This is a genomic window from Brevundimonas sp. GW460-12-10-14-LB2, from assembly GCF_001636925.1.
Classification (GTDB): Bacteria; Pseudomonadota; Alphaproteobacteria; order Caulobacterales; family Caulobacteraceae; genus Brevundimonas; species Brevundimonas vesicularis.
The window spans coordinates 1015105-1038671 of the sequence record NZ_CP015511.1 but is presented as its reverse complement, the minus strand read 5'-3'; the positions used below and the strand labels follow the sequence as shown (position 1 = coordinate 1038671).

At 64.7% G+C, this 23567-nt stretch carries 27 protein-coding genes; 8 read left to right on the top strand and 19 right to left on the bottom strand.

Annotated elements, in window-relative coordinates:
* Window positions 1-44: 44 nt before the first annotated feature.
* A complete protein-coding gene (gene fumC / locus A4249_RS05005) occupies window positions 45-1436 on the top strand; it encodes a class II fumarate hydratase (protein WP_066551434.1) in 1392 nt (463 codons plus the stop codon).
* 63 nt (window positions 1437-1499) lie between these two features.
* On the opposite strand, the gene A4249_RS05000 is transcribed toward fumC, so the two are convergent.
* Both A4249_RS05000 and A4249_RS04995 read right to left on the bottom strand, forming a co-directional pair.
* Complete coding sequence (locus A4249_RS05000) at window positions 1500-1886, bottom strand: YccF domain-containing protein (RefSeq protein WP_066551433.1); 387 nt, start codon at window positions 1884-1886, stop codon at window positions 1500-1502.
* Between the two features lie 96 nt (window positions 1887-1982).
* On the bottom strand, window positions 1983-2222 hold the full coding sequence (locus A4249_RS04995; RefSeq protein ID WP_039243689.1) for a DUF2171 domain-containing protein: 240 nt from the start codon (window positions 2220-2222) through the stop codon (window positions 1983-1985).
* A gap of 150 nt (window positions 2223-2372) precedes the next feature.
* Between A4249_RS04995 and A4249_RS04990 the strand changes: the two genes are divergently transcribed.
* Both A4249_RS04990 and A4249_RS04985 read left to right on the top strand, forming a co-directional pair.
* Window positions 2373-3632, top strand: coding sequence for a patatin-like phospholipase family protein (locus tag A4249_RS04990; protein ID WP_066551432.1), 1260 nt, complete (start codon window positions 2373-2375; stop codon window positions 3630-3632).
* A gap of 2 nt (window positions 3633-3634) precedes the next feature.
* Window positions 3635-3823, top strand: coding sequence for a DUF4169 family protein (locus tag A4249_RS04985; protein ID WP_066551431.1), 189 nt, complete (start codon window positions 3635-3637; stop codon window positions 3821-3823).
* Between the two features lie 4 nt (window positions 3824-3827).
* Here A4249_RS04985 and A4249_RS04980 read toward each other — a convergent pair whose 3' ends face one another.
* On the bottom strand, window positions 3828-4712 hold the full coding sequence (locus A4249_RS04980) for a DMT family transporter (RefSeq protein WP_066551430.1): 885 nt from the start codon (window positions 4710-4712) through the stop codon (window positions 3828-3830).
* A gap of 106 nt (window positions 4713-4818) precedes the next feature.
* Between A4249_RS04980 and A4249_RS04975 the strand changes: the two genes are divergently transcribed.
* From A4249_RS04975 to A4249_RS04955, 4 genes are all read left to right on the top strand, one after another.
* Window positions 4819-5226: a YbaY family lipoprotein gene (locus A4249_RS04975; RefSeq protein ID WP_066551429.1), complete on the top strand. Its 408-nt coding sequence runs from the start codon at window positions 4819-4821 to the stop codon at window positions 5224-5226.
* Entirely contained in the window at window positions 5223-5447 is a 225-nt protein-coding gene (locus tag A4249_RS04970) for a ribbon-helix-helix domain-containing protein (protein WP_066551428.1), read from the top strand. The genes A4249_RS04975 and A4249_RS04970 overlap by 4 nt, the downstream gene beginning before the upstream one ends.
* Window positions 5448-5824: 377 nt before the next feature.
* Window positions 5825-8179, top strand: a complete 2355-nt coding sequence (locus A4249_RS04960) for an ATP-dependent helicase (protein ID WP_066551426.1) — start codon at window positions 5825-5827, stop codon at window positions 8177-8179.
* Window positions 8180-8212: 33 nt separating this feature from the next.
* Window positions 8213-8395, top strand: coding sequence for a DUF3606 domain-containing protein (locus A4249_RS04955; RefSeq protein WP_055753752.1), 183 nt, complete (start codon window positions 8213-8215; stop codon window positions 8393-8395).
* Between the two features lie 61 nt (window positions 8396-8456).
* Here the strand turns inward: A4249_RS04955 and lpdA are convergent, their stop codons facing one another.
* From lpdA to lipA, 14 genes are all read right to left on the bottom strand, one after another.
* Window positions 8457-9863 carry a dihydrolipoyl dehydrogenase gene (gene lpdA / locus A4249_RS04950; RefSeq protein WP_066551425.1) on the bottom strand — a complete coding sequence of 469 codons (1407 nt, stop codon included), beginning with the start codon at window positions 9861-9863 and terminating at the stop codon, window positions 8457-8459.
* The gene (locus tag A4249_RS04945; RefSeq protein ID WP_066551424.1) at window positions 9863-10342 is read right to left on the bottom strand and encodes a glutathione peroxidase; all 480 of its coding nucleotides are present in this window, start codon (window positions 10340-10342) and stop codon (window positions 9863-9865) included. Before A4249_RS04945 ends, lpdA begins: the two co-directional genes overlap by 1 nt.
* 15 nt (window positions 10343-10357) lie before the next feature.
* Window positions 10358-11659, bottom strand: a complete 1302-nt coding sequence (locus tag A4249_RS04940; RefSeq protein ID WP_066551423.1) for a pyruvate dehydrogenase complex dihydrolipoamide acetyltransferase — start codon at window positions 11657-11659, stop codon at window positions 10358-10360.
* Complete coding sequence (locus A4249_RS04935) at window positions 11659-11976, bottom strand: DUF5076 domain-containing protein (RefSeq protein ID WP_066551422.1); 318 nt, start codon at window positions 11974-11976, stop codon at window positions 11659-11661. The genes A4249_RS04940 and A4249_RS04935 overlap by 1 nt, the downstream gene beginning before the upstream one ends.
* A complete protein-coding gene (locus A4249_RS04930) occupies window positions 11973-13340 on the bottom strand; it encodes a pyruvate dehydrogenase complex E1 component subunit beta (protein ID WP_066551421.1) in 1368 nt (455 codons plus the stop codon). The genes A4249_RS04935 and A4249_RS04930 overlap by 4 nt, the downstream gene beginning before the upstream one ends.
* 3 nt (window positions 13341-13343) lie before the next feature.
* Window positions 13344-14372: a pyruvate dehydrogenase (acetyl-transferring) E1 component subunit alpha gene (pdhA, locus tag A4249_RS04925; RefSeq protein ID WP_066551420.1), complete on the bottom strand. Its 1029-nt coding sequence runs from the start codon at window positions 14370-14372 to the stop codon at window positions 13344-13346.
* A 134-nt stretch (window positions 14373-14506) separates the two neighbouring features.
* Window positions 14507-14806 carry an FtsB family cell division protein gene (locus A4249_RS04920; RefSeq protein WP_017504845.1) on the bottom strand — a complete coding sequence of 100 codons (300 nt, stop codon included), beginning with the start codon at window positions 14804-14806 and terminating at the stop codon, window positions 14507-14509.
* Window positions 14807-14944: 138 nt separating this feature from the next.
* Window positions 14945-16222 (bottom strand): phosphopyruvate hydratase, encoded by a 1278-nt coding sequence (gene eno, locus A4249_RS04915; protein WP_039243670.1) that lies wholly within the window; start codon window positions 16220-16222, stop codon window positions 14945-14947.
* A gap of 89 nt (window positions 16223-16311) precedes the next feature.
* Window positions 16312-16932, bottom strand: coding sequence for a hypothetical protein (locus tag A4249_RS04910; protein WP_066551419.1), 621 nt, complete (start codon window positions 16930-16932; stop codon window positions 16312-16314).
* 109 nt (window positions 16933-17041) lie between these two features.
* Window positions 17042-17224, bottom strand: a complete 183-nt coding sequence (gene rpmF / locus A4249_RS04905) for a 50S ribosomal protein L32 (protein ID WP_026108365.1) — start codon at window positions 17222-17224, stop codon at window positions 17042-17044.
* Window positions 17225-17357: 133 nt separating this feature from the next.
* On the bottom strand, window positions 17358-17909 hold the full coding sequence (locus tag A4249_RS17085) for a sugar O-acetyltransferase (RefSeq protein WP_066551418.1): 552 nt from the start codon (window positions 17907-17909) through the stop codon (window positions 17358-17360).
* Window positions 17906-19021: an NAD(P)/FAD-dependent oxidoreductase gene (locus tag A4249_RS04895; protein ID WP_066551417.1), complete on the bottom strand. Its 1116-nt coding sequence runs from the start codon at window positions 19019-19021 to the stop codon at window positions 17906-17908. Before A4249_RS04895 ends, A4249_RS17085 begins: the two co-directional genes overlap by 4 nt.
* Window positions 19018-19470 carry a type II toxin-antitoxin system RatA family toxin gene (locus A4249_RS04890; protein ID WP_066551416.1) on the bottom strand — a complete coding sequence of 151 codons (453 nt, stop codon included), beginning with the start codon at window positions 19468-19470 and terminating at the stop codon, window positions 19018-19020. The genes A4249_RS04895 and A4249_RS04890 overlap by 4 nt, the downstream gene beginning before the upstream one ends.
* 7 nt (window positions 19471-19477) lie before the next feature.
* Window positions 19478-20440: a lipoyl synthase gene (gene lipA, locus A4249_RS04885; protein ID WP_066551415.1), complete on the bottom strand. Its 963-nt coding sequence runs from the start codon at window positions 20438-20440 to the stop codon at window positions 19478-19480.
* A 183-nt stretch (window positions 20441-20623) separates the two neighbouring features.
* On the opposite strand from lipA, the gene A4249_RS04880 reads away from it, so the two are divergent.
* Window positions 20624-22177 carry an AMP-binding protein gene (locus A4249_RS04880; RefSeq protein WP_066551414.1) on the top strand — a complete coding sequence of 518 codons (1554 nt, stop codon included), beginning with the start codon at window positions 20624-20626 and terminating at the stop codon, window positions 22175-22177.
* On the opposite strand, the gene ygiD is transcribed toward A4249_RS04880, so the two are convergent.
* Complete coding sequence (gene ygiD, locus A4249_RS04875; protein WP_082854061.1) at window positions 22178-22936, bottom strand: 4,5-DOPA dioxygenase extradiol; 759 nt, start codon at window positions 22934-22936, stop codon at window positions 22178-22180. It lies immediately after the preceding gene.
* A 4-nt stretch (window positions 22937-22940) separates the two neighbouring features.
* The gene (gene wrbA, locus A4249_RS04870) at window positions 22941-23543 is read right to left on the bottom strand and encodes an NAD(P)H:quinone oxidoreductase (protein ID WP_066551413.1); all 603 of its coding nucleotides are present in this window, start codon (window positions 23541-23543) and stop codon (window positions 22941-22943) included.
* Window positions 23544-23567 lie beyond the last annotated feature (24 nt).

Sequence of the window (23567 nt, the reverse complement as noted above, 5' to 3'; positions counted from 1 at the left end):
GCCGCGCAACCCATCGCCACGCCTGAGAGACGAGATTTACGCGCATGAGCAACGTCCGCACAGAGACCGACACCTTCGGCCCCATCGAAGTCGCCGCCGATCGCTACTGGGGCGCTCAGGCGCAGCGATCGTTGGGCAACTTCAAGATCGGCTGGGAGAAGCAGCCCCTGCCGGTCGTGCGCGCCCTGGGCATCGTCAAGCGTGCGGCCGCCGAGACCAATCGTGACCTGGGCAAGCTGGATCCGGCCCTGGCCGACGCCATCATCAAGGCCGCCAATGAGGTTATCGAAGGCAAGCTGAACGACCACTTCCCGCTGGTGGTCTGGCAGACGGGTTCGGGCACCCAGTCGAACATGAACGCCAATGAGGTGATCTCGAACCGCGCGATCGAGATTCTGGGCGGCGAGATGGGCTCCAAAAAGCCGGTTCACCCCAACGACCACGTCAACATGAGCCAGTCGTCCAACGACACCTATCCCACGGCCATGCACGTTGCCTGCGCCGAACAGGTGGTCAACGACCTGATCCCGGCGTTGAAACATCTGCACGCCGCGCTGGACGCCAAGGCCAAGGCCTGGGCCCACATCATCAAGATCGGCCGCACCCATACCCAGGACGCCACGCCTCTGACGCTGGGCCAAGAGTTCGGCGGCTATGCGCAACAGGTCGAGAACGGCATCAAGCGCATTGAACAGACCCTGCCGGCCCTGATGGAACTGGCGCAGGGCGGCACCGCCGTCGGCACCGGTCTGAACGCGCCCATCGGCTTCGCCGAGAAGGTTGCGGCCCAGATCGCCGAGATCACCGGCCTGCCCTTCACCACGGCCCCGAACAAGTTCGAGGCCCTGGCCGCCCACGACGCCATGGTCTTCAGCCACGGCGCCATCAACACGGTCGCCGCCAGCCTGTTCAAAATCGCCAACGACATCCGCTTCCTGGGCTCCGGCCCGCGTTCAGGTCTGGGCGAATTGGCGCTGCCGGAAAACGAGCCAGGCTCGTCGATCATGCCGGGCAAGGTCAATCCGACCCAATGCGAAGCCCTGACCCAGGTCTGCGTCCAGGTGTTCGGCAACAACGCCGCCCTAACCTTCGCGGGATCGCAAGGCCATTTCGAGCTGAACGTCTACAACCCCGTGATGGCCTACAACTTCCTGCAGTCGGTGCGCCTGGTCGCCGACGCGGCCATCAGCTTCACCGACAACTGCGTCGTCGGCATCGAGGCGCGCGAGGACAATATTGCGCGCGGCCTGAACAACTCGCTGATGCTGGTCACCGCTCTGAACGGCAAGCTGGGCTATGATCTGTGCGCCAAGATCGCCAAGACCGCGCACAAGAACGGCACCACGTTGCGCGAAGAGGCTGTCGGCGGCGGCTATCTGACGGACGCGGAGTTCGATGAAGCCGTGCGGCCGGAGAAGATGATCTCGCCGGGCTGACCCCATCCAAGATCGATATTTGTGAAACGCCGACGTCGTCTGACGTCGGCGTTTTCGTTTGGGTCAGGCCTTGTCGCGGATGGTGCGTCCGACCGGCGCCAGCGCCAACTTGGCCAGTTCGAGATCCTTCAGCGCAAACGGAATGCCGATGATGGAGACGAACTCCGCCACGGCGATGAGCAGGTGCGTCAGGGCGATGTACCAGCCGGCCACGACGAACCAGACGACGTTCAAAACGACGCCGACGCAGCCTGCGACGGGATGCGTGTCCTGCCACACGATCTCGCGGCCGAAGGGCCAGAACGAATAGCTGGCGATGCGCCACGCCGCGAACGTCCACGGCAGGCCGACGACGGTCAGCGCGAGGATCGCGCCGCCCAGTAGCCACAGCAGCCCGGAAATCCAGCCGCCGAAGATGAGCCAGAGGATATTCAGGATCAGGCGCATCAAGACAGGCTCCAATGTCGCCCAATGCGACGTATCTCAGATAAGCAAAAGGCCCCGCTTGTGCAGCGGGGCCTTCATTAAATCGGCGTCAGATCCGCCTTAATGCGGCTTTTCTGTCCAGCGCGCCTTGGCGTCGTCTTGGGTCAGGCTCAGATGGACGTGCTTGTCATCGACCCGTTCGACCCAGCTGACCGGGATCATGTGGTGCTTGAAGCCGCCGGCGAAATCCAGCTTCGCCAGTTCGATCTGGTCGCCCAGGACGTGATCGACCCGGCCCACGTGACCTCCGTCCGAGCCTACGACTTCGAGGTGTTCCTTGATGAGCGAAACGTCAACCATGTGTATCTCCACGAGTTTGGTTTGTCCTGCCGATGAGAACACACCCGGCCTGCGACGGTTTCAAACGGCGACGCTTGTTCATCGCCTTGATGACAGGATTGCCAAGGACGCGGTAGAAGCCGGCGTTCACACGGAACCGGAACTCGAGATATGCGGCGGATTGGATCAGGCCTGTTCGGCGTCCTCATGGCCTTGGCCTTGTCGGCGTGCGGAACGCTGGATCGCCCGACCGGCCCCCTCCGCATCACCGACGGCACGCTCGTCAAGGCGGAAGACCCTCGCATCCGCGCCAGCGACAGCGCGCGCTTGCAGGCCTTCACTCAGGAAATCGGTCAGCGACTTCGGCCCGACAAACCGACGTCGATCCTGGCGCTGTCTGGCGGCGGCGCAAACGGGGCCTACGGCGCCGGGCTTCTGGTCGGTTGGACCGAACAGGGCGATCGCCCCGCGTTCGATGTCGTCACCGGCGTCAGCACGGGGGCGCTTGCCGCTCCGTTCGCCTTTCTTGGATCGGATTGGGACGACGAACTTCAGCACGCCTATACCAGCGGCGCCGCCAGCAATTTGCTGAGCTGGCGCAGTTTCGCCGCCTTCCTGAACCCGAGCCTGTTCTCGTCACAGGTCCTGCGCAATCTGGTGGACGAGAACGTCACCCCTGAACTGATGCAGGCCGTCGCGCGCGAGCACGCCAAGGGTCGCCGGCTGCTGGTGGCGACGACCGATCTGGACAGCGAGGAAACCGTCATCTGGGACATGGGCCTTCTGGCGACCCAGGGCGACGAGAACGCCCGCGAGCTGTTCAAGGAGGTGCTGGTCGCCTCAGCCAGCATTCCCGGCGTCTTTCCTCCTGTGCTGATCGCCGGGCTTCAGGACGACGACAAGGTGGTTCTGGAAATGCACGTCGACGGCGGCGTCAACACGCCGTTCCTAGCTATTCCTGAAGACCTGATGCTCTGGACCCGCCCAAAGGACGAAGGCCGCGTCGGCGCCCTCTACGTGATCGTCAATGGTCAGGTCGGACGCAACGACGGCGTTACGCCGGGACGCTTGTCGGGGATCCTGGCGCGGACCTATGACAGCATGAGCAAGTCATCGCTGCGCATCCACTTGGCGGTGACGGCGGCGTTCGCGCGGCGCAATGGGCTGGACATGGCGCTGTCGGCCATTCCAGACAATGTCGCCGCCTCCAGCTTGAAGTTCGATCAGGAGACCATGACGGCCATGTTCGAACTGGGTCGCCAGCGCGGACGCGGCGCCGATGCCTGGACCCGGCTGGGCGAGCGCCCGGCGGACCAGCCCTTCATCCCCCAGACGACGATCTCGGAGTCTCAGGTGCCGGCTGTGCTGGCGCCCGAGCCCTCGGCCAACCCGCCGGCGGATACGCCCCCCGCCGACAAGCCCAAGGCGTAGTCATGGGCGAGATCATCAATCTGAACCGGGCGCGAAAGACCCGCGCCAAGGCCGAAGACAAGGCGTTGGCCGCCGCCAACCGCTTGGTCCATGGACGCTCCAAGGCCGAGAAGATCCTGTCCGCTCTTGAGCGTCATCGCGCCGATAAGCAGTTGGACGGTCAGAAGCTGGAGCCGAAAAACGGCGACTGACGGCTCAGGCCTTGGGCGCGCGGATCAGCATGACCTGCCCTGCCAGCACGAGCGCCAGTCCGATCAGGGCGCTCCAGCCGAACCGCGCCCCCTCGAACAGCACCGACACCAGCATGGCGATGGGCGGCGTCAGAGCCGAGATGTAGCTGGCCAGGGCATAGCCGCGTTGGCGCGCGATGGTGAAGTACAAGCCGAACGCGATCACCGACCCGAACAGCGAGAGATAAAGCAGCGACAGGACATAGTCCGGCGTCGGCTCGATCCGCCACGTCACGCCGGTCGCCATGCCGTACAGCGCCAACATCGCTGTGCCATAGGCCATCGCCCAAGAGGTGGCGGCCATGACGGGCGCGCCCGCCTGCTGTCCCTTCCAGGCGAACCAGTTGCCGAGCGCCGAAGCCAATACAGCGGTCAGGGCGAAGAGGACGCCCAGCCCCGGATTGAGCCCAGCGCCGGCCGCCGTGATCTGGCCGTAGGACAAGACCCCGACGCCCATGACGCCCAGTATTGCGCCGATCCACGCCGCTGGCGCCGCCTTCTGTCCGCCCAGCAGCCGAAACAGGATCAGGTTCACAAAGGCCAGGGCGGCGAAGATCACCGCGACCACAGCCGAGGCCACCTGCCCTTCCGCGGCATAGACGAAGCCATAGCTGACCGCGAAGACGAAGGCGCCCTGGCCGATGGCGGCCAGATGCTGGCTGCGCGTCAGACGCAGCGGCCGGCGCGTCACGGCGCAGAAGGCGAACAGGACCGCCGACGCCAGACCAAACCGCCAGACGATCGAGACGATGGAATCAACCGGCCCCAACTGCAGGGTGATCGCGTACCAGGTCGTGCCCCAGATCAGGGCGCAGATGGCGATCGCAGCGATCGCAAAGGGGCGGCTCAAAGGTTGATCTCCGACGATGGACGGCCCGCATAACACGCCCTAACGCCACGCGCCCTCACGTCTTGCGCCTGAGTGTGACACACTGGGCGCCTCGAAGGAGATCGCCATGCGAAACGCCCCCCTGATCCTGCCCGCCGCTCTGGTCTTGGCTGCCTGCGCCGCCACGCCGGACATGACGACCGGAACGACGGTCGTAAACGTGACCGCCACCTATCGCGAACGGATCATGCTGCCGCCCGGCCATGTCCTGACCGTCAGGGTTGAGGATGTCAGTCTGGCCGACGCACCCGCCAAGGTTCTCGCCGAGACCAGCGAGTCGCTGACCGGCGCCCCGCCCTATCGCGTCACCCTTGGCTTTCCCACGTCTCAGATCGATCCGCGCCACACCTATGCCGCGCGCGCCGAGATCCGAGACGCGGCCGGCGCTCTGGTCTTCGTTACAGACACCCGCCACGCGATCCTGACGAACGGCGCGCCGGCCTCGGCCGAGATCGTGCTGAAGTCCGCGCGTTGAGCAGCCTCAGCAAACGTTCGGTCGCCCTCGCCGGCCATGCCACGTCGGTGGCGCTAGAGCCGGAGTTCTGGGCCGTGCTGGATCGGATCGCGGCTGCCCGCAGCCTCAGCAAGGCCCAACTGCTGGCCGAGATCGACGCCAACCGCGGGAGACGGCCCCTGGCGTCCGCCTGTCGTCTGCTGGCGCTGGATTGGGTGGCGGATCATGGACGCCAGACCTGAGACCTCGGATTCCAGGTAAGTAGACCTAGTCGGCTCGACGACGGGCGCCTGCGTCAGACCTTTGGTCAATCGCATCCGATCGGGCGATGAACTGCACCTCATCTGAGGGATTCTCACCCGTCTCCACAAGCGCGACCCAGATCGCCATGACCACGAACATCGCAGCCATGCCCAGGGTAAAGGCGATCCATCCCGCCTTTCCGCCCCGCGGCTTTCGGCCTGACGGCCTGTGGTTGTGAGCATCGTGCTGCATCGCAACTAGGAACCGACCCTCCGCCGCGCGGTTCCAAGGTTTCATTGTGGCGACGGCCCTGACTTTGCCGCGCGGTCCCCTTATGTTCCGGTTTCGATTCTGACTGACGGATAGTTTTGCGCCTGTGACTGATCTTCCCGCCCCCCGCATTTCCGACCTCGCGCGCGCCCGTGCGCCCGAGGGCGAGGCGCCGCGCGATTATCTGAGAGGGCTGAATCCGGAGCAGCGCGAAGCGGTCGAGACGACCGAGGGGCCGGTTCTGGTTCTGGCCGGCGCGGGCACGGGCAAGACCCGCGTCCTGACGACACGACTGGCGCACATTCTGGCGACGGGGCGGGCCAAGCCGTGGGAGCTGCTGGCCGTCACCTTTACCAACAAGGCCGCGCGCGAAATGCGCGAAAGAATCTCCCATCTGATCGGCCCCTCCGCCGAAGGCCTCCGCTGGCTGGGCACCTTTCACTCCATCGCCGCCCAGATCCTGCGTCGCCACGCCGAACTGGTCGGGCTGAAATCCAGCTTCACCATCCTGGACACCGACGACCAGGAACGGGTGCTGAAACAGCTGCTGGAAGCGGCCAACATCGACACCAAACGCTGGACGCCCAAGTCGCTGTCCGGCCTGATCGACCACTGGAAGAACCGCGGTTGGACGCCGGACAAGCTGCCGCCGGGCGAGGACTTCGCCAACGGCAAGGGCCAGGGTCTGTATGCCGCCTATCAGGCGCGCTTGCGCAGCCTGAACGCCTGCGACTTCGGCGATCTGCTGCTGCATAACATCACCATCCTGTCGCAGCATGCGGACCTGGCTGAGGAATATCGCCGTCGCTTCCGCTACATCCTGGTGGACGAGTATCAGGACACCAACGTCGCCCAGTATCTGTGGCTGCGGCTGCTGACGGCCTCGACCGGCAACGTCTGCTGCGTCGGCGACGACGATCAGTCGATCTATGGCTGGCGCGGGGCCGAGGTAGACAACATCCTCCGTTTCGAGCGCGACTTCCCCGGCGCCAAGATCGTCAAGCTGGAGCGGAACTATCGCTCGACCAGCCATATCCTGGGCGCAGCGTCCGGCCTGATCGCCGCCAACCGCGACCGGCTGGGCAAGACCCTGTGGACCGAGGACGACAGCGGCGACAAGGTGCGTGTGCGCGGGGTCTGGGACGGCGAGGCCGAAGCGAGGCTGATCGCCGACGAGATCGAGACGGCGCGCCGTCCCCACGCCGGCGAACCGGGCCTGAAATACAGGGACATGGCCATTCTGGTCCGCGCCTCGTTCCAGATGCGCGCCTTTGAAGAACGGCTGGTCATGCTGGCCATCCCCTACACCGTCATCGGCGGGCCTCGCTTCTTCGAACGCGCCGAAATCCGTGACGCCCACGCCTATCTGCGCCTGATCGTGTCGGAAGACGACGACCTCGCCTTCGAGCGGATCGTCAACGTGCCCAAACGTGGCATCGGCGACACCAGCGTGCAGAAAATCCTGCAACTGGCCCGCCAGCACGATCTGTCGGCCCTAACCGCCGTCAGGGGCCTGATCAATACCGACGAGCTTCAGGCCCGTACGCGCACCGCCCTATCCAACTTCGTGCGCGACATCGACCGCTGGCGCCAACTGTCCGAGACCACGCCCCATTGGCAGGTCATGGAGACGGTGCTGGAGGAGAGCGGCTATACCGACATGCAGAAGGCCGACCGCACCAGCGGCCAGACCCGCCTGGAGAACCTGAAGGAACTGACCCAGTCGATGCAGCAGTTCGAGACGCTGCAGGCCTATCTGGAGCACGTCTCTCTGGTTATGGATCTGGAGCGCGCGACCAGCGACGATCCCAACGGCGAAGGCGCGGTGCAGATCATGACCCTGCACGGCGCCAAGGGGCTGGAGTTCCCGCTGGTCTTCCTGCCGGGCTGGGAGGAAGGCGTCTTCCCCAGCCAGCGCAGCATCGACGAAAAGGGCGAGAAAGGCCTCGAGGAGGAACGTCGCCTGGCCTACGTCGGCGTCACCCGCGCCAAGCAGGACGCCCGCATCTCCTTCGCCGCCAACCGGTTGGTCTATGGACGCTGGACCTCCCAACTGCCCAGCCGCTTCGTTGACGAACTGCCCATCGCCCACGTCGATCCCCAATCCGACACCGGCTACTACGGCGCATCGACCGGCATGAAGGAGGCCAAAAGCCGCTGGGACGACACGCCTTCTTTCGGCAGCGGTTATTCCTCCCCCGGCTGGAAACGCGCCCAATCCTTCACCGCCGCCCAGACCCCGGCCAAGACTCCCGCGCGCAAGGCCGTCATCGAAGGCGACGGCCGACTGATCGCCACCGCCGATCCCAAATCCAGCTCAGGCTGGAAAAAGGGCGAACGCGTCTTTCACCAGAAGTTCGGCTACGGAAACGTGCGCGCCATGGAAGGCAACAAACTGCTGGTCGAGTTTGAAAAGGCCGGGGAGAAGCGCGTGATCGACAGCTTTGTCGAGAAGGCCTAACCCGGCGCTCTAACGCAACGAATGGAGCCAAAGATGGCGGGCCTCAAGGACAAGCGCGGCTTCATCGACAAGGATCGCATCGATCTGTCGGAACGTCAGTCGGTCGAATACTGGATGAAACGCTGGGGCGTGACCAAGGACCAGATCACCGCCGCCCACCGCAAGGTTGGGCGCATGACCAAGGATATCGCGGCGGAATTGGGTAAGAAGCGCTGACGCTGCCTTCCTGAAACGAGAAACGGCCCCGGAGCACTCCGGGGCCGTTTCGGTCTCTGCCTTAGATGTGGATCACACGCCCATAAGCGTCCAGCGCCGCTTCGTGCATGGCCTCCGACATCGTCGGGTGCGGATAGACGATCCCGTGAATGTCTTCTTCCGTGGCCTCCATGGTGATGGCGGTGACATATCCCTGGATCATTTCGGTGACCTCGTGGCCGATCATGTGGGCGCCGATCAGGGCACCGGTCTTGGCGTCGAAGATCACCTTGACGAAACCGTCGGTGTCGCCCGAGGCGATCGCCTTGCCGTTCACGCGGAACGGGAAGCGGCCGATTTTCACGTCGCGTTTCTCGGCGCGCGCAGCCTGTTCGGTGACGCCGACCGAGGCGACCTGCGGCTGGGCATAGGTGCAGCCGGCGATGGGCGAATGGACGTTGGGGGTCTTGTAGCCGGCGATATGTTCGGCGGCGTGGATGCCTTCGTGCGAAGCCTTGTGCGCCAGCCAGGGCGCGCCGGCGCAGTCGCCGATGGCGTAAAGGCCCTTGACGTTGGTCTGGCAGTGGCTGTCGATCTTGACGTGGCCGCGGTCCATTTCCAAACCCAGTTCTTCCAGGCCGATGCCGTCGGTGTTGGCGGTGATGCCGACGGCGGAGATGCAGACCTCGGCCTCCATGGTCTCGGCCTTGCCGTCGATCTCAACGGCGACCTTCACGCCCTTGGCGTCCTTGCTCACCTTGGTGACCTTGGCGCCCAGCTTGAACTTCATGCCGCGCTTTTCGAACGACTTCTGAGCGGCCTTAGAGACCTCTTCGTCCTCGACCGGCATGATGCGATCCACGGCCTCGACCACGGTCACGTCACAGCCCAAAGCGCGATAGAAGCTGCCGAACTCGATGCCGATGGCGCCCGAACCGATCACGACGATCGACTTGGGCATGAATTTCGGCGCCATGGCCTCGCGATAGGCCCAAATGCGATCGCCATCGGCTTCCAGTCCGATCTGCGGCAGGGCACGCGCACGGGCGCCGACGGCCAGCATCACAGACTTGGCCTCCAAGGCGCGCGATCCGCCCGCTTTCAGAGCGACCACAACCTTGGGCGCGGCGGCGCCCTTCTCCAGCTTGGCCGACCCCTCGATCACCTCGATTTTGTTTTTCTTCATCAGGAAGCCGACGCCCTGATTCAGCTGTTTGGCCACGCCGCGCGAGCGCTGGATGATGGCGTCGAAGTCGAACGACGCGCCGGACGCCGACAGGCCGTACTCCTTCAGGTGGCTCAGGCTCTCGAACTTCTCGCCCGACTTCAGCAGGGCCTTGGTCGGGATGCAGCCCCAGTTCAGGCAGATCCCGCCCAAGTTCTCGCGCTCGACAATAGCGACCTTCAGGCCCAACTGGCTGGCGCGAATGGCCGCGACATAACCGCCGGGGCCCGAGCCGATGACGACGAGATCGAATTCAGCAGCCATTAGATCAACTTCTCGATGTCGGCCTTGATGGCCTCGGGTTCAGTCTGCGGAGCATAGCGGGCGACCACCCTGCCCTCGCGGTCGGTCAGGAACTTGGTGAAGTTCCAATTGATGGCTTTGGAGCCCAGAAAGCCGCGCTTCTGTTCGGTCAACCAGGCGTAAAGCGGATGTCGGTTCGGTCCGTTGACCTCCACCTTGTCGAACAGGGGGAAGGTCACGTCGAAACTGGTGGCGCAGAAGGCGGCGATTTCCGCCGCCCTGCCCGGCTCCTGCTCGCCGAACTGGTTACAGGGAAAGCCCAACACCTCGAACGGCTGATCAGCGAACGCCCGGTGCAGCTTTTCCAGACCGTCGTATTGGCCGGTGAAGCCGCACTTGGACGCTGTGTTCACGATCAGCAACGCCTGACCGCGAAAGCGATCGAGCGAAACGTCCGTGCCGTCGATGGCGCGGGCGGAGAAGTCATAGACCGAGGTCATGACCTCACCCTCCCCTTAGGCCAGCATCGCGACGGGATCTTCGATAAGCGGCTTGAACGCCTGCAGGAAGCGGGCGCCGGTCGCGCCATCGACCACGCGGTGATCGCAGGTCAGGGTCACGGTCATGACCGTGGCCGGCACGACTTGGCCGTTCTTGACGACCGCGCGCTGCTCGCCTGCGCCCACGCTCATGATGCAGCCCTGCGGCTCATTGATGATCGAGGTGAACTGCTTGATGCCGAACATGCCCAGGTTGGACACCGAGAAGGTGCCGCCCTGGAACTCTTCCGGCTTCAGCTTGCGGTCGCGGGCGCGCTTGGCCAGGTCCTTGGACTCGGTCGCGATCTGCGCCAGACCCTTGGTTTCGGCCTTTTTGATGATCGGGGTGATCAGGCCGCCGTCGATCGCCACCGCCATGGAGACATCGGCGTTGTGGTGCATGGCGATGCCTTCGGGCGTGTAGGAGGCGTTCGCCTCCGGCACCATCTTCAACGCCAGGGCGGCGGCCTTGATGACGAAGTCGTTGACCGAGACCTTGATCCCTTGCGGCTCCAGCATCTTGTTGACCTTGGCGCGCACGGCCATCAGCTGGTCGATCTCGCAGTCGATGAACAGCGGGAAGTGCGGGACGTTCTGGACGCTGTCGACCATGCGGCGCGCGACGGCCTTCTTCATGCCGTCCAGCGGGATCAGGTCGTAGCTGCCGTCCGGAATGCCCATCTGCGCCAGCGACTGCGCCTTGCGCGGCTCCGCTGCGGTCGTGGCGGGCGACGCCGAAGAGGCGGTCGCCGGTTGGGCCGGTGCCTTGCCGGCGGCCTCGACGTCGCGCTTGACGATGCGACCGTGCGGACCGGTCCCTTTGATCGACTTCAGATCGACGCCGCTCTGGGCGGCGATGCGGCGAGCGAGCGGTGACGAGAAGATGCGATCTCCGCTGTCCGACTTCGGCGCGGCAGGCGCCGGAGCGGCAAGCGTAGTTGTCTTGGGCGCCTCGGCAGTAGCCGGAGCGGCCTCGGCCTTGGGCGCTTCTTCCGTCTTGGCGGCGGGTTTTTCGGCCGGCTTGGGTGCGGCCGCGCCGCCCTCGTCCTTCAGGCGGGCGATGGGCGTATTGACCTTCACGCCTTCCGTGCCTTCAGCGACTAGGATGTCGGTGACTTCGCCCTCGTCTACGGCCTCGACTTCCATCGTTGCCTTGTCGGTTTCGATCTCGGCGATCACGTCTCCGGCGGACACGACGTCTCCGACCTTGACGTGCCACTTGGCCAGAACGCCCTCCTCCATCGTCGGAGACAGGGCCGGCATCAGGATGTCGGTCATCAGGCGTTCCCCCCGGTTGGCGCGATCGGTTCGGCGACAGTGCGGACGTCATTCGCCTTCACCACTTCGCTGAGACCTTCGAGGATGCGGTGGTAGGCCGCGGTTTCATCGTGTTGATGACGCACGGCATAAGCATGCGCCATGTGTCGCGCCGCATAGGCCAGCAGCCGACCGAACTGTATGGGATCGTTGAAGGCCGGTTTGACGGACATCACCGGCTCGTCTTTCGACCACCACATCCGGAGGACTTCAATGGCTGCGGGGTCAGCAGCGACGCTGTCTGGCGTCGTCAGCATGAACTCCGATGCCTCGGTCATGCTATCACCTGTTTCACGGCGGCGATGATCTTGTCCACGCCCGGCAACGACAGCACTTCCAGATTGGCGGCGTAGGGCAGCGGCACGTCTTCCTGGTGCACGCGCAGCGGCGGGGCATCCAGATAATCGAAGGCGTGCTCAATGACACGGGCCACGACCTCGGCGCCGACGCCCATCGGACCCCAGCCCTCTTCGGCAGAGACCAGGCGGTTCGTCTTCTTGACGCTCTCGACGATGGTCTCGTGATCCAGGGGGCGCAGAGTGCGCAGGTCGATCACCTCGGCCTCGATACCCTCCTCGGCCAGCTTCTCGGCGGCCTGCAGGGCGAAGCCGACCATGCGGCTGTGGGCGGTGATGGTGACGTCCTTGCCTACGCGGCGGACCTTTGCCTTGCCGATTGGCAGGACATAATCCTCGACCTCCGGCACATCGAACTCCAGGCCGTACATCATCTCGTGTTCGAGGAAGACGACCGGGTTCGGGTCACGGATGGCGGCCTTCAGCAGGCCCTTGGCGTCGGCCGCGTCATAGGGTGCGATGACCTTCAGACCAGGCACCTGAGCATACCAGGCCGAATAGTCCTGGCTGTGCTGGGCGCCGACGCGCGAGGCGGCGCCGTTCGGACCGCGGAACACGATAGGCGCGCGGATCTGACCGCCCGACATATAGAGCGTTTTGGCGGCCGAGTTGATGATGTGGTCGATCGCCTGCATGGCGAAGTTGAACGTCATGAACTCGACGATCGGCTTCAGGCCCGACATCGCGGCGCCGACGCCCAGACCGGCGAAGCCGTGCTCGGTAATCGGGGTATCGACGACGCGCTGATCGCCGAACTCCTGCAGCAGGTCGCGGCTGACCTTGTAGGCGCCCTGATACTGGGCGACTTCCTCGCCGATCAGGAAGACGCGATCGTCGCGGCGCATCTCTTCGGCCATGGCGTCACGAAGGGCGTCGCGCACGGTCGTCTTGACCAGTTTGGCGTCGGCCGGGATTTCTGGGTCGCGCAGTTCGACCTTGGGCGCCGCAGCCTGAGCCGGGGCCTTTTCGGGATCGCCGGTCTTGCCTTCTGCCGTCGCCTTGGGCGTCTCGGCTTCAGCGGCTTTGGGCGCAGGCGTCGCTGCGCCGTCTTCGCCGGCCAGACGCGCGATCGGCGTGTTGACCTTCACGTTCTCGGAGCCTTCGGCGACCAGGATTTCCAGCACTTCGCCTTCATCCACGGCCTCGACTTCCATCGTCGCCTTGTCGGTTTCGATCTCGGCGATCACCTGGCCGGCCGACACGCTGTCGCCCGCTTTGATGTGCCACTTGGTCAGCGTGCCCTCTTCCATCGTGGGGGACAGCGCCGGCATCAGAATGTCGGTCACGGATCAGGCCTCCACGTAGACGTCGGTGTAGAGCTCGGACGGATCGGGTTCCGGGCTCTCTTGGGCGAATTGAACAGCTTCGGCGACGATCGCCTTGATCTCGTTGTCGATGGCCTTGAGCTCGTCCTCGGTCGCATTGGCGGCCGACAGCAGCATCTTCAGGTGATCGATCGGGTCGCGGGTCTTTTTGACCTCGTCGACCTCTTCCTTGGTCCGGTATTTGGCCGGGTCAGACATCGAGTGACCCCGATAGCGATAGGTCTTCACTTCCAGGATGAAGGGACCGCCGCCTTCGCGGGCGCGCTTGACCGCACGGGCCGTCGCGTCGCGCACGGCCAGCACGTCCATGCCGTCGACCTGCTCGCCCGGAATGCCGAAGCTGGCGCCGCGCTGATACAGTTCGGTCGTCGAGGACGAGCGCTCGATGCTCGTGCCCATGGCGTACTGGTTGTTCTCGATGATGTAGATGGCCGGAAGCTTCCACAACTGCGCCATGTTGAAGCTTTCGTACACCTGCCCCTGGTTCGAGGCGCCGTCGCCGAAATAGACGAAGGCCACCGAATCGTCGCCGCGATACTTGCCGGCGAAGGCCAGGCCAGTGCCCAGCGCCACCTGGGCGCCGACGATGCCATGACCGCCGTAGAAGCCGGTCGGCACGTCGAACATGTGCATCGATCCGCCTTTACCCTTGGACGAACCGCCGCTGCGGCCGGTCAGTTCGGCCATGACTTCCTTGGGATCCATGCCGGCGGCCAGCATATGGCCGTGGTCGCGATAGCCGGTGATGATCTTGTCGTGGCCTTGTTTGACGCTCTCCTGGACGCCGACCGCCACGGCCTCTTGGCCGATGTACAGGTGGCAGAAGCCGCCGATCAGACCCATGCCGTAGAGCTGGCCCGCACGCTCCTCGAAACGGCGGATCAGAACCATCTCGCGATAGAAGCGCAGAAGGTCTTCCTTGGACGCCGTCGGCGTGTTGGGCAGTTTGTCAGGCGTGGTCGTCTGAGCGGATTTGGCTGGGGCTTTCGCCATCCGGTATCTCCCGGCTAGGCGCCGAGAACCGACGCCTTCTTATCGTTACGGAAAGGGGCTTTAGCAGCCTTCCTTCCGGTAACGCAAAGGGGTGCGGGTCGCCCTGTAACAATAGTTCAAGTGGTGAAGGTGGCTTAGCCTTGGGCGGCCGGGGCCGAGACGCGGATCACATAGTCGCGCGGGTCGGAGAAACCCAGGACGGCGCGCGCGCGCTCTTCCAGAAGGTCGCGAGACAGGCTGTCGGTGCGCAGATAGCGAACTCGAGTCTCAAGATCGCGGCGTTGCTCGGTCAGATGCGCCAACTGGTCCTCGCGTTGCCCCAGCAGGGCGTCGCGAGACGAGCCGCTCAACAGTCCGCGCTCGCCCGTCAGCGCCTGCACCCCGAGATAGGCCAGAAGCAGCAACAGGGCGAGGGACAGGCGGTAAGGTTTCATCCGTTCGGGCACTTGAGACGCTCCTTCTGAGCGCGAAAACACAGTTCAGAAACCGTGCCCGAAAATGCCTAACGAAATGTAGCTTGACCGTAAGATTGTCGGCGGAAAACGCTGATTCTCCGCCGACAATTCCATTTTCTATTTCAGCAGCATGCCGTCGCCGAAATAGACGCCCTGATCGCCCAGCATTTCCTCGATGCGGAGCAACTGGTTGTACTTCGCCACCCGGTCGGAGCGGGCCAGCGAGCCGGTCTTGATCTGCCCGCAGTTGGTCGCCACGGCCAGGTCGGCGATGGTGTAGTCCTCGGTCTCGCCCGACCGGTGGCTCATCACGGCGGTATAGCCCGCGCGGTGGGCCATATCGACGGCGTCCAAGGTTTCCGACAGGGTGCCGATCTGGTTGACCTTGATCAGGATCGAGTTGGCCAGGCCCTCGCCGATACCCGCAGCCAGACGCGCCGGATTGGTCACGAACAGATCGTCGCCGACCAGTTGGACCCGATCGCCCAGACGCTCGGTCAGCAGGCGCCAGCCGTCGAAGTCATCCTCGGCCATGCCGTCCTCGATCGACACGATCGGGAAGCGTTCGCATAGATCGACCAAGTAGGCGGCCATGCCTTCGGAATCGACGGTCTTGCCCTCGCCGGCCATGACGTATTTGCCGTCCTTGAAGAACTCGGTCGAGGCGACGTCGAGGCCCAGGTGGAAGTCCTCGCCCGCGAGGTAGCCCGCCGCCTGGCCCGCCTTGGTGATGAAGCTCAGCGCCTCATCGGCCGACGCCAGATTCGGCGCAAAGCCGCCCTCGTCGCCGACGTTGGTGTTGTGCCCGGCGTCCTTCAGTTGCTTCTTCAGGGCGTGGAAGATTTCGGCGCCCATGCGCACGGCGTCCGAAAACGTCTCGGCGCCCGTGGGCAGGATCATGAACTCCTGGATGTCGATCGGATTGTCTGCGTGGGCGCCGCCGTTGATGATGTTCATCATCGGGGTCGGCAGGACGCGGGCCGAAACGCCGCCCAGATAGCGATACAGTTCCTGATTGGCCGACAGGGCGCTGGCCTTGGCGACCGCCAGAGACACGCCCAAGATCGCATTGGCGCCCAGACGGCCCTTGTTGGGCGTGCCGTCCAGTTCGATCATCGCCTCGTCGATCCGGCGCTGCTGCTCGGCGTCCATGCCGGACAGGGCGTCGAAAATCTCGCCGTTGACGGCGTCGACCGCCTTCTGGACGCCCTTGCCGCCCCACATGTCCTTGTCGCCATCACGCAGCTCGACCGCTTCGTGCGCGCCCGTAGACGCGCCGGACGGTACAGCGGCGCGGCCGAACGAACCGTCTTCCAGCGTGACATCGACCTCGACCGTCGGATTGCCCCGGCTGTCGAGGATCTGGCGGGCGACGATGTCGGCGATGTCGGTCATGGCTCGGCTCTTTGGCTCAAGGGGCAAGGGAGGTCAGACGGTTTAGCCGCCTACCCGCCAAACGCCAATGCCGACATCGTCGCCGGACGTCAGGAACAGCCTTCGACCAGTTGGATCGAAGGATCGCCCGCATGGACCATCATCACCTTGCCGTCGCTGCCGATCTCATATCGAACGCCGCGCGCCGACGGATCGGTGACATAGGTCGTCGATCCGCCCTTCGACCACACGAACAGATTCTCGGCCGGCGCTTCCTGATATTTGTGCGGCTGGGCGAAGACCGCGCCGCCATAGGCCTGCTTGATCGCCATGGCCGTATCGCCCACCCCGAATCCGCGATCGGTCTTGGTCGTCGCACCGCGCGCCAGGGTGATTCGCGTCAGCACGCCATTCTGGACCATCACCTGAACATCGGCCGGCGCCTTGGCCGGATGGAACTGGTCACAGACTTCGGGCTCGGCGCCGCCGGCGGCGTTCGGTTGAGAGTCCTCGCCCCAGACCTTCACCAGTTCGGCGCGCGTCATGCCGATTTGCACCGGCCCCAGCCCTTCGGTCGTCAACGCATTCGGATCGGCGGCGGGCGTTGCGGGGGCCTCGCTCGCCGAAGTGACCGGCGCTGCGGCGGGCTCCGAGACGCGCTCCTCTGCTCGATTGCAGGCGGCAAGAGTCAGCAGCGCACAGGCGCTGACGGCGGTGAAACGAATCATCATGCGGCGTCTCCAGTGGAAGCTTCACCGCATTGAACGCACGAAAACGGCGCGCGGGTCACCGCGCGCCGTCGAAATCGTCATCCGACCGAAGTCGGGATCGCCTGAAAGACTAGTCTTCCTTCGGCGTGATGACCTGACGACCGCGATAGGTGCCGGTCTTCAGGTCGATGTGGTGCGGGCGCTTCAGCTCGCCGGTGTCCTTGTCCTCGACGTAGACGTTCGAGGTCAGGGCGTCGTGGGCGCGGCGCATGTTGCGACGCGAGGGAGATACTTTGCGCTTCGGAACGGCCATGTCCGTCTCAATCTTCTAAGTCGGGCGCCGCCCAGAGCCGAGCTCCGTCTAGCGCGAAAACAATAGCGGCGGCCCTCAGGACCGCCACGCGAGGCGCGGCTTATGCATGAACCGCGCGACGATTTCAAGGCGTTTAAGCAGGCGTCAGACGCCGGACGATCTTCGCAGGATTGCCGACCACCACCACGTCGGACGGCACGTCCTTCGTCACGACCGATCCCGCGCCGATCACCGAACGATCGCCGATGGTGACGCCCGCCAGAACGATCGCGCCGCCGCCAATCCAGACGTCATCCCCGATGACGATCGGCCGCGCCGTCTCCTCGCCCCGGCGGGCGACCGCGTCCAACGGATGTTCCGGCGTCAGAAGCTGCACGCCCGGCCCGGCTTGGAAGTTGTCGCCGATACGGATCTCGGCGCAGTCCAGGAACACGCAGTTGGCGTTCGCAAACGCCCGCGCGCCCAAATGGATGTTGACGCCATAGTCGCAGAAGAAGCCCGGCATGATGATCGCCTTGCCGTCGGCCGCATTGACCAGTTCGTTGACCAGGGCGCCGCGCCGGTCTCGATCCGGCTCAGCGTTGATGGCGACGGTCAGGGCCACGGCGCGGGCGCGACCATCGCGCAGATCGGAATCGCCCGGATCGTAAGGCAAGCCCGCCAGCATCTTTTCGCGCTCGGTCATGCGGCTTCCGTCAGTGAGTCAGCCACCGCTTCACCGATGGCTAGCGAACTGGTCAGGCCGGGGCTTTCGATGCCGAACAGGGCCATCAGGCCATCGATGCCGTGATGTTCGCGGCCATGAAGCTGAAAGTCCGGTTGCGGCTCGCCCGGCCCATGCAGCTTGGGCCGAATGCCGGCGTAGTCCGGCGTCAGGGCGCCGTCGGGCAGACCCGACCAGAAACGCCGGATGTAGGTGGCGAACTCTTCGGCCTTGGCGGGATCGACCGAGTAGTCCTCGGTTTCGACATAGGCAAGGTCCGGCCCGAACACGGCCTGCCCCCCCAGATCCTTGCGATAGTGGGTGCCCAGCGCGCCGGGGATGGGCGGCGGATAGATCAGCCGATCGAACGGCGCCTTGCCCGTCAGACGGAAGTAGACGCCCTTGCCGAAATGCGCGGCGGGAATGTCGCCGGGCGGATAGCCTTCGATCAACGCCGCCACCGCCTGGGCCGACAGTCCGGGCGCGGTGACCAGAAGGCGACTGGTGACCTGCATCGCCCCCTCCCCGCCGACACGGATCGTGAAGCCGCCGCCCGTCAGCGCTTCTGCGCCCTCGAACGGCGCTGCGACCACGACCGACCCGCCCGCATCCTCGATCTCGCCCTGCAGAGCCAACATATAGCCGTGGCTGTCGAACAGGCCGCTCTCGGGCGACAGGATGGCGGCGTAGGCGTTCAGCTCCGGCTCCAGCGCCCGCGCCTGGGCGCCGGTCAGATGCGCCAGCCCTTCGACGCCGTTCGCCGTCGCCTGTTCGAAGATCGCCTCGATCCGCTCGACCTCTGATTCCTGCGTCGCCACGACCAGCTTGCCGCATTTCCAATGGTCGATCTTGCGGCTGGCGAGGAAGTCGTAAAGGGCTCGGCGTCCCTCGACGCAGAAGCGGGCCTTCAGCGATCCGGTCGGGTAATAGAGGCCGCCGTGAATGACCTCCGAGTTACGCGAGGATACGCCTTGGCCGATGTGGCCTTCCTTCTCCAGCACCAGCACCGTCAGCCCCCGTTTCGACAGCGCCCGACCGCAGGCCAGGCCCACAGCCCCGGCGCCCACGACGGTCGCGTCGAAATCGAAACTCATCGGCCGCCGTATCTCCGTTTCGCCTCGGCCTCGAAACAGCCGATCAGCTTTTCCACCGCACGGTCGAAGTTCGCCGACAGCATCATGTCCAGCATCCGTGATTTGAAGGCGAAGTCGATCATGAACTCCAGCCGCGTGCCGTCCGGATGGGGAAAGAACTCCCAACGGTTCTTCAGGTGCTTGAAGGGTCCGCGCAGCAAGCCGACCTCGACCTTGGGCGCATTGCGATCATGCCGGACCCAGGTGGAGAACCGTTCTTTCAGGAAGGAAAACCCGACGCTGGCCTCCGCATCCTGCAAGCCGACGCCCTCGCCTTCCTCGCGCGCGTTCCAGACGCGCATCGACGTCACCCACGGCACGAAGTCGGGATAGGCGCGCACATCGGCGACCAGATCGGCAAGCTGTTCGGGCGCATAGGGAAGAATGCGCGTGACGCGGTGTACGGCCATGCGGGACTTAGCGGCGCAGCTGCGCCTCGCGCGCCGCCTTCAGCCGGGCGAAGTCGTCGCCGGCGTGGTGCGACGAACGCGTCAGCGGGCTGGACGACACCATCAGGAAGCCCTTGGCCCGGGCGATCGCCTCATAGGCCTTGAACTCTTCCGGGGTCACGAACCGGTCGATCGCGGCGTGTTTGCGCGTCGGCTGCAGGTACTGGCCGATTGTGATGAAATCGACGCCGGCGGACCGCATGTCGTCCATCACCTGCATGACCTCTTCCTTGGTCTCGCCCAGGCCGACCATGATGCCGGACTTGGTGAACTGGTTCGGGTCCCGCTCCTTGACCATCTGCAACAGGCGCAGGCTGTGGAAGTAGCGCGCGCCCGGCCGGATCTTCAGATACAGGCGCGGCACGGTCTCCAGGTTGTGATTGAAGACGTCGGGCCTGGCGTCGATCATCACGGCGGCCGCCCCATCCTTTCGCAGGAAGTCGGGCGTCAGGATCTCAATCGTGGTATCCGGCGCCTGGATGCGGATCTGGCGCACCACCTCGGCGAAGTGGGCCGCACCGCCGTCGGCTACATCGTCGCGATCGACCGAGGTGATGACGACGTGGTTCAGGCCCATCTGCTGGACAGCCAAGCCCACCTTGCCCGGCTCTTCCGGATCCAGCGGCTGGGGCAAGCCCGTCTTGACGTTGCAGAAGGCGCAGGCCCGCGTGCAGGTGTCGCCCATGATCATCAGGGTGGCGTGCTTCTGGCTCCAGCACTCGCCGATGTTGGGGCAGGCCGCCTCTTCACAGACCGTCACCAGCCCCTTGGAGCGAACGATCTCCTTGGTGGCGTTGTATTGACCGGAGCCCGGCGCCTTGACCCGCAGCCAGTCGGGCTTTTTCAGAACGACCGACTCGGGCCGGTTCTGCTTTTCGGGGTGACGCAGCTCGGACGGCTTGCGCTGAAGGGTGTCGATCAGGGTGACCATGGCCGGTATTTCGGACTTTGAGGCCGTTTAGGCAAGGCACACCGGGTAACAGACTTGCCGCAGGCGTGATCGCGCATCGGAACTCACGCGACGTTACGCATCTTTTCAAGATGCGGCGGCGTCATTAATGACAGTCGCCCGAACAACAGAGAGGGCCGCCCGCGTCCTCCGTAGGAGACGCGCTTGCGCCAGCCCCTGGATCCATCGCTCTACGACTCGCCCCTGATCGACGCCCTGATCGATGCGCGGTCGCGGTTCGGCGACAAGGAAATCCTGGAGGATCAGGACCGGCATCCGTTGACCTACACCGGCTTGATCCGCGCCGCCTTCGTGCTGGGCCGCAAGATTGCCAATATGACCGACAAGGGCGAGCGGGTCGCTATCCTGCTGCCGTCGTCCATGGGCGTCGTTGTCACCTTCTTCGGTCTGCACGCCCACGGTCGTGTGCCGGTGATGCTGAACTTCACCGCCGGCGAGGCCAATCTGAAGGCTGCGATCAAGGCCTCGGGCGTCAAGAAGGTGCTGACCGCCAAACGCTTCATCGACCAGGCCAAGCTGGACGACCTGATCGTCGAACTGAAGGCGGTGGCCGAGGTCGTCTGGCTGGACGACGTGCGCAAGACCATCGGTCTGGCCGACAAGCTCTACGGCCTCGCCGCCGGCGCGGCGCCCAAGCGATTTCGCGTGAAGACGGATCCGGACGCGCCGGGCGTCGTCCTGTTCACCTCCGGCAGTTTCGGCACACCCAAGGGCGTGGTGCTGAGCCAGAAGAACCTCGTCGCCAATGCGCGTCAGGTGGCGGCCCATATCGACCTGTCGCCGGACTGGGTGATGTTCAATCCCTTGCCGACCTTCCACTGTTTTGGCCTGACAGGCGGGGTCATCCTGCCGCTGCTGCAGGGGTTAAAGGCGTTCCAGTATCCTTCGCCGTTGCACGCCAAACAGATCACCGACCTGCTGCCTCAGGTGAACGCCTCGATCCTGTTCGCGACCGACACCTTCCTGAACCAGTACGGCCGCGTCGCCGAACCGAACGACTTCTCGACGCTGAAGTTCGTCGTCGCCGGCGCCGAGAAGGTGCGCGAGGAAACCCGCACCCTGTTCAACACCAAGTTCGGCGGCGTCGAACTGCTGGAAGGCTACGGCGCGACCGAAGCCTCGCCTGTCATCGCCGTCAACCATCCCGACCGCAATACGCCCGGCACGGTGGGCCAGGTGCTTCCCGGCATCGACTGGAAGCTGGAGCCGGTCGAGGGCATCGACGCAGGCGGTCGCCTGATGCTGCGCGGGCCCAACGTCATGAGCGGCTATGTCACCTCGGCCGAGCCTCTGACGTGGGATCCGATCGGCGATGACTGGCTGGACACGGGCGACATCGTCGATGTAACCGACGATGGCTATGTCACCATCCGCGGCCGCGCCAAGCGCTTCGCGAAGATCGGCGGCGAGATGGTCTCACTGACCGCCGTCGAAGGGATCGCTGGCGCCGTCTGGCCGGATCAGCGCCACGCCGTCGTGTCGATCCCGGACAGCCGCAAGGGTGAGAAGCTGGTGCTCGTTACTGATCACGCAGACGCTGAGGTCGCGCCTCTGGCCGAATGGGCGCGAACCAACGGTGCGCCTGAACTGATTGTGCCGAAAAAGATCGTCAAGGTCGCCGAGGTCCCTGTCCTGGGCACCGGCAAGACCGACTATGTGTCGATCCAGAAGATGGTCGAGGCCGAGAAGGCGGCGTGATCAGCCGATCCGCACGCCGGTCATCGAGATCGAGCCGCCGTCGATGCGGTCGTTGAAGAAGCTGACCGCCTCGCCCGGCTCTTGCTGGGCGGCGATATAAAGCACCGGCAGGAAATGTTCGTCGGTCGGCACGCTCAGTTGCGCGTCCTCGGCCAGACTCACCCAATCGATCAGGGCCTCATGGTCGCTCCGTTCGAACGCCGCCTTAACCGCTTCGTTGAAGCCGGTCGCCCAGGCGTAGGGTTCGGCCCCGTCCTCGCGTTTCCAGGTCCGCAGATTGTGAACGAAATCGCCCGAGCCGGCGATGACAATCCCCTCGTCGCGCAGCGGTTTCAGCGCCTTGGCCAGTTCGTAATGCTGGCGCGCCGTCAGATCGCGGTTCAGCGACAACTGCACCACAGGAACGTCCGCTTCAGGCCACACATGGCACAGCACCGACCAGGTCCCGTGATCCAGGCCCCACGCTCGCGTCTGGACGGCCCCGGTCAGCGCAGACACCCGCGCCGCCAAGGCCGGCGACCCGGGCGCCGGATACTGCATCTCATGAAGTTCGCGCGGGAAGTTGCCGAAGTCATGAATGGTTTCGGGCTTCTCCTGCGCCGTCACGCCCAGCCCGCGCGTCTCCCAGTGGGCGGAGATCATCACCACGCCCTTGGGCTTGCCGATCGCTTCGCCCAGCGCACGCCAGGCCGCCCCATAGGGACCGCCAAGCGCGTTCATGGGCGAACCGTGGCCGAAGAAGACGGCGGGCTGACGCATCGGATCAGCCGTGCAGCTTCTTGGCCAGCTCGGCGATATGCTTGCCTTGGAACCGGGCGCCGTCCAGCTCGACGTCGCTGGGCTGACGCGAGCCGTCGCCGCCCGTGATCGTCGATGCGCCATAGGGCGAGCCGCCGTGGATGGCGTCCAGCGTCATCTGCCCCTGGAAGGAATAGGGCAAACCCACTACCGGCATGCCGTGGTGCATGAAGAAGTTGTGCAAGCCCTGGAAGGTCGTCTCCTGACCGCCGTGCTGTGTCGCCGTCGCGGTGAAGGCCCCGCCCACCTTGCCGATCAGGGCTCCCGAGAACCACAGGCCGCCGGCCTGATCCAGGAAGGCGCGCATCTGCGACGCGGCCGAACCGAAGCGGGTTCCGGCGCCGATGATGATGGCGTCGTAGTCCTTCAAATCGTCGATCTTGGCGATCGGCGCCTTTTGATCCAGCTTGTAATGCGAGGCCTTGGCCAGCTCTTCCGGCACGGTTTCCGGCACGCGCTTGATGTCCACGACGGCGCCTTCGACCTCGCGCGCGCCTTCGGCGACCGCCTCGGCCATGGTTTCCAGGTGACCATAGGTCGAATGATAGAGGACGAGGATTTTCGGCATCGAGGAGGCTCCGTTGAATGGCAA

Coding starts and splice junctions, on each gene's coding strand:
- A4249_RS04985 (WP_066551431.1), top strand. CDS start 3,635: ATGGGCGAGATCATCAATCTGAACCGGGCGCGAAAGACCCGCGCCAAG.
- fumC (WP_066551434.1), top strand. CDS start 45: ATGAGCAACGTCCGCACAGAGACCGACACCTTCGGCCCCATCGAAGTC.
- lipA (WP_066551415.1), bottom strand. CDS start 20,440: ATGGTCACCCTGATCGACACCCTTCAGCGCAAGCCGTCCGAGCTGCGT.
- A4249_RS04995 (WP_039243689.1), bottom strand. CDS start 2,222: ATGGTTGACGTTTCGCTCATCAAGGAACACCTCGAAGTCGTAGGCTCG.
- A4249_RS04990 (WP_066551432.1), top strand. CDS start 2,373: ATGCGGCGGATTGGATCAGGCCTGTTCGGCGTCCTCATGGCCTTGGCC.
- A4249_RS04895 (WP_066551417.1), bottom strand. CDS start 19,021: ATGAGTTTCGATTTCGACGCGACCGTCGTGGGCGCCGGGGCTGTGGGC.
- ygiD (WP_082854061.1), bottom strand. CDS start 22,936: ATGCGTCAGCCCGCCGTCTTCTTCGGCCACGGTTCGCCCATGAACGCG.
- A4249_RS04945 (WP_066551424.1), bottom strand. CDS start 10,342: ATGACCTCGGTCTATGACTTCTCCGCCCGCGCCATCGACGGCACGGAC.
- wrbA (WP_066551413.1), bottom strand. CDS start 23,543: ATGCCGAAAATCCTCGTCCTCTATCATTCGACCTATGGTCACCTGGAA.
- A4249_RS04890 (WP_066551416.1), bottom strand. CDS start 19,470: ATGGCCGTACACCGCGTCACGCGCATTCTTCCCTATGCGCCCGAACAG.
- pdhA (WP_066551420.1), bottom strand. CDS start 14,372: ATGGCGAAAGCCCCAGCCAAATCCGCTCAGACGACCACGCCTGACAAA.
- A4249_RS04975 (WP_066551429.1), top strand. CDS start 4,819: ATGCGAAACGCCCCCCTGATCCTGCCCGCCGCTCTGGTCTTGGCTGCC.
- eno (WP_039243670.1), bottom strand. CDS start 16,222: ATGACCGACATCGCCGACATCGTCGCCCGCCAGATCCTCGACAGCCGG.
- A4249_RS17085 (WP_066551418.1), bottom strand. CDS start 17,909: ATGACCGAGCGCGAAAAGATGCTGGCGGGCTTGCCTTACGATCCGGGC.
- A4249_RS04940 (WP_066551423.1), bottom strand. CDS start 11,659: ATGACCGACATCCTGATGCCGGCCCTGTCTCCGACGATGGAGGAGGGC.
- A4249_RS04955 (WP_055753752.1), top strand. CDS start 8,213: ATGGCGGGCCTCAAGGACAAGCGCGGCTTCATCGACAAGGATCGCATC.
- lpdA (WP_066551425.1), bottom strand. CDS start 9,863: ATGGCTGCTGAATTCGATCTCGTCGTCATCGGCTCGGGCCCCGGCGGT.
- rpmF (WP_026108365.1), bottom strand. CDS start 17,224: ATGGCCGTTCCGAAGCGCAAAGTATCTCCCTCGCGTCGCAACATGCGC.
- A4249_RS04920 (WP_017504845.1), bottom strand. CDS start 14,806: ATGAAACCTTACCGCCTGTCCCTCGCCCTGTTGCTGCTTCTGGCCTAT.
- A4249_RS04935 (WP_066551422.1), bottom strand. CDS start 11,976: ATGACCGAGGCATCGGAGTTCATGCTGACGACGCCAGACAGCGTCGCT.
- A4249_RS04910 (WP_066551419.1), bottom strand. CDS start 16,932: ATGATGATTCGTTTCACCGCCGTCAGCGCCTGTGCGCTGCTGACTCTT.